Annotated in this window: 5 protein-coding genes; 3 read left to right on the top strand and 2 right to left on the bottom strand. The window is 74.3% G+C overall.

Annotation, left to right across the window (positions count from 1 at the left end):
• The 3 genes from KS423_RS37615 to KS423_RS37605 form a co-directional block, all read left to right on the top strand.
• Positions 1–869: DUF4139 domain-containing protein (locus KS423_RS37615; protein WP_224284234.1), on the top strand; the 869-nt coding region annotated here is incomplete at its 5' end.
• A gap of 3 nt (positions 870–872) precedes the next feature.
• Positions 873–2,420 carry a mucoidy inhibitor MuiA family protein gene (locus tag KS423_RS37610; RefSeq protein WP_224284233.1) on the top strand — a complete coding sequence of 516 codons (1,548 nt, stop codon included), beginning with the start codon at positions 873–875 and terminating at the stop codon, positions 2,418–2,420.
• Between the two features lie 87 nt (positions 2,421–2,507).
• A complete protein-coding gene (locus KS423_RS37605) occupies positions 2,508–2,870 on the top strand; it encodes a DUF952 domain-containing protein (protein WP_224284232.1) in 363 nt (120 codons plus the stop codon).
• 198 nt (positions 2,871–3,068) lie between these two features.
• Here KS423_RS37605 and KS423_RS37600 read toward each other — a convergent pair whose 3' ends face one another.
• Complete coding sequence (locus KS423_RS37600; protein ID WP_224284231.1) at positions 3,069–4,076, bottom strand: helix-turn-helix domain-containing protein; 1,008 nt, start codon at positions 4,074–4,076, stop codon at positions 3,069–3,071.
• A gap of 298 nt (positions 4,077–4,374) precedes the next feature.
• On the bottom strand, positions 4,375–5,257 hold an 883-nt coding region (locus KS423_RS37595; protein WP_224284230.1), incomplete at its 5' end, for a pseudouridine synthase.

Genomic DNA, 5,257 nt, shown 5'->3' with positions numbered 1-5,257 from the left:
CCGCCGCGCCCCCGCAGCCCGGCCTCGCGCCGGACGCCACCCTGCTCGACTATCCCGACCTCGTCCTGGCAGGCCCCGAGGGGCCCGCCGCCCGGCGTGGGACCCTGCACCCCCGCCGCGAGCGGATCGAGCGCGAGGAGCCGTCCGGGGCACTGCCCGGCGGCAGCGGCGCAGTGCGGCTCCGCAACCTCACCCTGCCCCGGCACGCCGTCCCGCCCCGCGAGTCGGCCGGTTCCTTCGACCACCGCTTCGACGCCGCCGCCCCCGCCGACATCCCGTCCGACGGCACCTGGCACGCCGTCACCGTCGGCGAGATCCCGCTCGCCGTCCGCCCCGAGTACGTCACCGTCCCCGCCGTCGAGGAGAAGGTGTACGCGACCCTGGTGCTCGCCAACCGCACCGACCAGGCCGTCCTGGCCGGCCCGGTCGAGGTCACCGTGGACGACGAGTTCCTGCTCACCGCCGCGCTGCCCACCCTGGCGCCCGGCGGCACCCGCCGGCTGGGCGTCGGCGTCGCCGAAAGCATCGAGGTGGCGCGCCGCACCGAGCTGCACGAGTCCACCACCGGCATGCTGAAGGGCAACAGCACCGTCCTCGACCACCGGGTGCACGTCCAGCTGGCGAACCGGCTCGGACGCGCCGTCACGGTGGAGGTCCGCGAGCGGGTGCCGGTCACCTCCGACGCCGAGATCCGGATCGAGGAGCGGGCCGACTGGCACGCCCCGACCGTCTCCACCCCGGACTGCCCGCCCAGCACCCGGCTCTGGCGGGTCGACCTGCCGCCAGGCGGACGCACCGAGCTGGAGGGCGGCTACGTGATCAAGATCCCGGCCGGAAAGGCCATCGTCGGCGGAAACCGGAGGAACTGAGCGATGACCGTCGAGACCCTTCCCCTCCCCGTCACCGCCGTGACCTGCCTGGAGGACCGCAGCCAGGTCGAGCGCACCACGACGGTCGGGCTCACCGCGGGCGTGCAGCGGCTGCGCCTCGGCCCGCTCACCGCCCTCGCCGTCGACCGCACCCTGCGCGCCGAGTCCGCCACCGGCGGCATCCGCGTGCTGGACGCCCGGCTGGTGCGCAGCTGGGCCCCGCGCGCCCCACTGCCGCCCGGACCGGAGGACTCCGAGCTGCGACACCGGCTGCACCGGCTGGACGCCGAGACCCGGCTCGCCGACCAGACCCGGGCCCGGTTGGAGGCCCGGCTGGCCCTGCTCGCCCAGCTCTCCGCCGACCTGCTGCGCGAGATCGGCGAGGGCGCCGGCCTCGGCGAGCTCGAACCCACCCGCTGGGCCCGGGAGCTCGGCCGGGTGGACGCCGAGCGCGAGCGCTACGGCGAGGAGCTGCGCGCCACCCACTCCCGGCTGCGCCGCCTGGAGCAGGAACGCTCGCAGGCCCTGATCGCCCTGGACCAGGCCGAGGAGGACCCGGCCGAGCTGACCGCCCACCTGGAGCTCACCGTCGAGGCGGCGCGGCCCGGCCCCGCCGAGCTGACCGTCTCCCACCTGGTGCCCTGCGCACTGTGGCGCCCCTCCTACCGGGCGACCCTGGACGGCACCGACCTGTGCCTGGAGTCGGAGGCGGTGGTCTGGCAGCGCACCGGCGAGGACTGGACGAACGCCCGGCTCACCTTCTCCACCGCCCGCTCCGCCCTCGCCACCGCCCCGCCCGCGGTCGCCGAGGACGTCCTGGTGCTGCGCGAGCGCACCGACGAGGAACGCCGCACGGTCGAGGTCGAGCTGCGCGAGGAGGCGGTCGCCGCCGTGGGCCCGGCCTCACGGGTGCCGGGCGTGGACGACGGCGGCGAGGTCCGGGTGCTGCCCGCCCCCGCCCCCGCGACCGTGCCCTCCGACGGCCGCGCGCACCGGGTGCCGCTGGGCGCCTTCACCGGCCCGGCGAGCAGCGAGTACGCCAGCGCCCCCGAGCTGTCCGCGCTGGTCACCCAGGTGGTCCGGTTCCGCAACGCGGCCGGCCACCCGCTGCTGTCCGGCCCGGTCGAGCTGGTCCGCGGCAGCGGCTTCACCGGCCGCGGCGAGCTGCGCTTCACCGCCGCCGGCGCCGAGGCCGAACTGTCCTTCGGCAGCTCGGACGGCTACCGGGTGGTCCGGGATACCGAGGAGCGTCAGGCCACCGCCGGCCTCACCGGCCGCCAGACCACCACCCGGACGGTCCGGCTGCACCTGTCCCGCTTCTCCGGCCCGGAGGAACGGGACGAGCGGATCGTCACCGTGCGCGAGCGGGTGCCGGTCTCCGAGGTGTCCGCGGTCGAGGTGCGGCTGCGCAAGGAGGAGTGCTCCCCGGCACCGGACTCCTTCGACGCCGAGGGCATCGTCCGCTGGGACGTCCCGCTCGCCCCCGGCGCCCGGCGCACCCTCACCCTGGTGTACGAGGTGTCCGCCTCCGCGAAGGTGGCCGGGCTCTGACCGCTGCGGGCGGGCCGACGGCTGACACCGCCGCACCGGTGACGGCCGCTCAGGACCAAACCGGAGACAACGGGTAGAAAAGGAAGCATGATCCTCCATCTCGCTCCCCTGGACGACTGGCTGGCCGACCCCGGCCGTCCGTACGCCACCGCTTCGCTGCTCACCGACGGGTTCATCCACTGCTCCGCGGACGAGCAGACGGCGCTCGCCGTGGCCAACGCCTTCTTCGCCGACACCCCCGACCCGCTGATGGTGCTGCTGATCGAGGAGTCGCTGGTGGAGCCGATGGTGAAGTGGGAGGCCCCGCACGGCGCCCCGCCGCCCGGGGCCACCCCCGGCGTGCTGTTCCCGCACATCTACGGGCGGCTGAACCGCACCGCCGTGGTCGGTCTGGAGAAGGTCGAGCGCGGCCCGGACGGCCGCTGGGCCTCACTCAGCCCCTGGAGCTGACGGGGCGCGACCGAGGAAAGTTATGACAATTCCCGAGGTTCACGCGGCTCACGCGGTTTCCGCGGTTCCCCCGGTTCCCGGGGTTCCGGCAGCTCCCGCGCTTCCTGCCATTCCCGCGGACCTCGCGAATTGTCACAACATCGCCGATGCTCACGACTCCGCAGACCATCGCGACATCGTGAATTGTCACAACATTCCCTACAGCCACCCCCGCTCCCGGGCCGCCATCCCGGCCTGGAAGCGGGTGGTGGCGCCCAGCGAGCGCATCAGGCTCTGGAGCCGGCGCTGGGTGGTCCGGGCGCTCCAGCCGAGCGAGCGGGCGATCGACTCGTCGGTGAGCCCGGCCGCCAGCAGGCCCAGCAGCTTGCGGTGGTCGGCCTCCGGCTCCGGCGCGGCGTCCCCGGTGCCGACCGCCGCCTGCAAGCGGACGGCCCGCTCCCACTCCGCCTCGAACAGCGTGTCCAGCGCCTGGAGCAGCGCCGAGGGGTGGATCACGTACGCGGCGTCCAGCACGCTGTCACCGACGCTGATCGGGATGATCGCCATCCGGTCGTCCGAGATGATCATCTTCATCGGCAGCGTCGGCCGGACCCGCGCCTCCTCACCGTCCGCGACGCCGACCAGGATGTTCTTCTCCAGCCGCCCCGGCCAGGCCACCGCCTCCCGGTCGTAGATCGTCCGGAACTTCACGCCCTCGCGCAGCCGCCGCCGTTGCAGGGGCATCGGCGCCACCGGGTCCTGGATGTACGGCGGACGGTCGAAGCCGCGCACCTGGTACTGGCTGGTCTCGGTGATGTGCTCCAGCCGTTGGGCGATCGCCTCGCCGCCGGTCAGCACCTCCACCGAGTGCGCCGGGTCGGTGTACCGCGAGGCCTCCCGGAAGGCGTCCATCAGCCGGTGCATCTCGGCCCGGGCGTAGCGCAGCTCCGACTCCCGGTGGCCGATCAGGGTGCCGATCGCGACGTCCGGGGGGACCGGCAGGTAGCGGTGCCGGTCCACCGGCGCCCGGGTGGCCATGCCCTGCTGCGCCAACCGGTCCAGTGCGCGAACGCTCTGCTGGAACGTCAGCCCGCAGCTCTCCGCCAGCTCCTCCGCCGTGGACTGCGGGTTGGCCACCAGCGCCGCGTAGACCTGCCCGTCCGGCTCCGCCAGTCCCAGTGCGCCGAGGGCCTGTCCGCCGGCCCGCCCCAGTGCTGCATCGGACACGACGCCCTCTCCCCCTGTTCGCCCGTTTCCGCCCCGACCCGCGCGCCCGTGCTGGCGCAGTCCCGCCACACGGCGGGTGGTGCTCCGGTGGCCATCCTCGGCCACGGATCATGACGCTGACAAGGCCGTGACCAGCGGTTGCGTCCCGGCTCACACGACTCGTCCGAAACGTGGACATCCGCAGGTGAACATCCCCACGCGGACGCCCGCGCCGCCCCGCCCCGTCGCCCCCGCCCCCGGGAACGCCGGAGCCCCGGCCGCAGCACGTGCGGCCGGGGCTCCGGCGGAGCGGACGGGCCTACAGGCCGACCTCGCGCATCAGCTGGCCGACCTCCGGGTTGGTGAGGCGGCGCAGCCAGCCCGACTTCTGGTCGCCCAGGGCGATCGGGCCGAAGTGGGTGCGCACCAGCTTCTCGACCGGGAAGCCGACCTCGGCCAGCATCCGGCGGACGATGTGCTTGCGGCCCTCGTGCAGGGTCACCTCGACCAGGTAGTTCTTGCCGACGTTGGAGACCACCTTGAAGCTGTCGGCGCGCGCGTAGCCGTCCTCCAGCTCCACGCCCTGGGCCAGCTGCTTGCCCAGGTCGCGCGGGATCGGGCCCTGGATCGCGGCCAGGTAGGTCTTGGTCACGCCGTAGCGCGGGTGGGTGAGGCGGTGGGCCAGCTCGCCGTGGTTGGTGAGCAGGATGATGCCCTCGGTCTCGGTGTCCAGGCGGCCGACGTGGAACAGTCGGGTCTCCCGGTTGGTCACGTAGTCGCCCAGGCACTGGCGGCCGTCCGGGTCCTCCATGGTGGAGACCACGCCGGCCGGCTTGTTCAGCGCGAAGAACAGGTAGGACTGGGTGGCGACGGTCAGGCCGTCCACCTTGATCTCGTCCTTCTGCGGGTCGACCCGCTTGCCCTGCTCGGTGACGCGCTTGCCGTTGACCTCGACCCGGCCCTGCTCGATCAGCTCCTCGCAGGCGCGGCGGCTGCCGACGCCCGCCCGGGCCAGCACCTTCTGGAGGCGCTCACCCTCGGGCTCCCCGAAGGTCTTGGGCAGCTTGGCGGCCGGCTTGTCATGCCGGGCGAGGACGGCGTCCTCGATCTTGGCCTGGAGCTCGCGGGAGCGCTGCGGCTGGCGGCGCGGGTCGCCCGGGGCGCCCTGGCCCTCACGGCGCGGGCGCGGGGCCGGGCCGGGG

This window comes from Streptomyces sp. LS1784 (assembly GCF_020103755.1).
Taxonomy (GTDB): Bacteria; Actinomycetota; Actinomycetes; order Streptomycetales; family Streptomycetaceae; genus Kitasatospora.
This window is presented reverse-complemented; position numbering and strand designations above follow the sequence as displayed.

What these genes read in the sequence shown, in the direction of transcription:
- KS423_RS37610 (WP_224284233.1), top strand. Translation starts at nt 873, where the DNA reads ATGACCGTCGAGACCCTTCCCCTCCCCGTCACCGCCGTGACCTGCCTG.
- KS423_RS37605 (WP_224284232.1), top strand. Translation starts at nt 2,508, where the DNA reads ATGATCCTCCATCTCGCTCCCCTGGACGACTGGCTGGCCGACCCCGGC.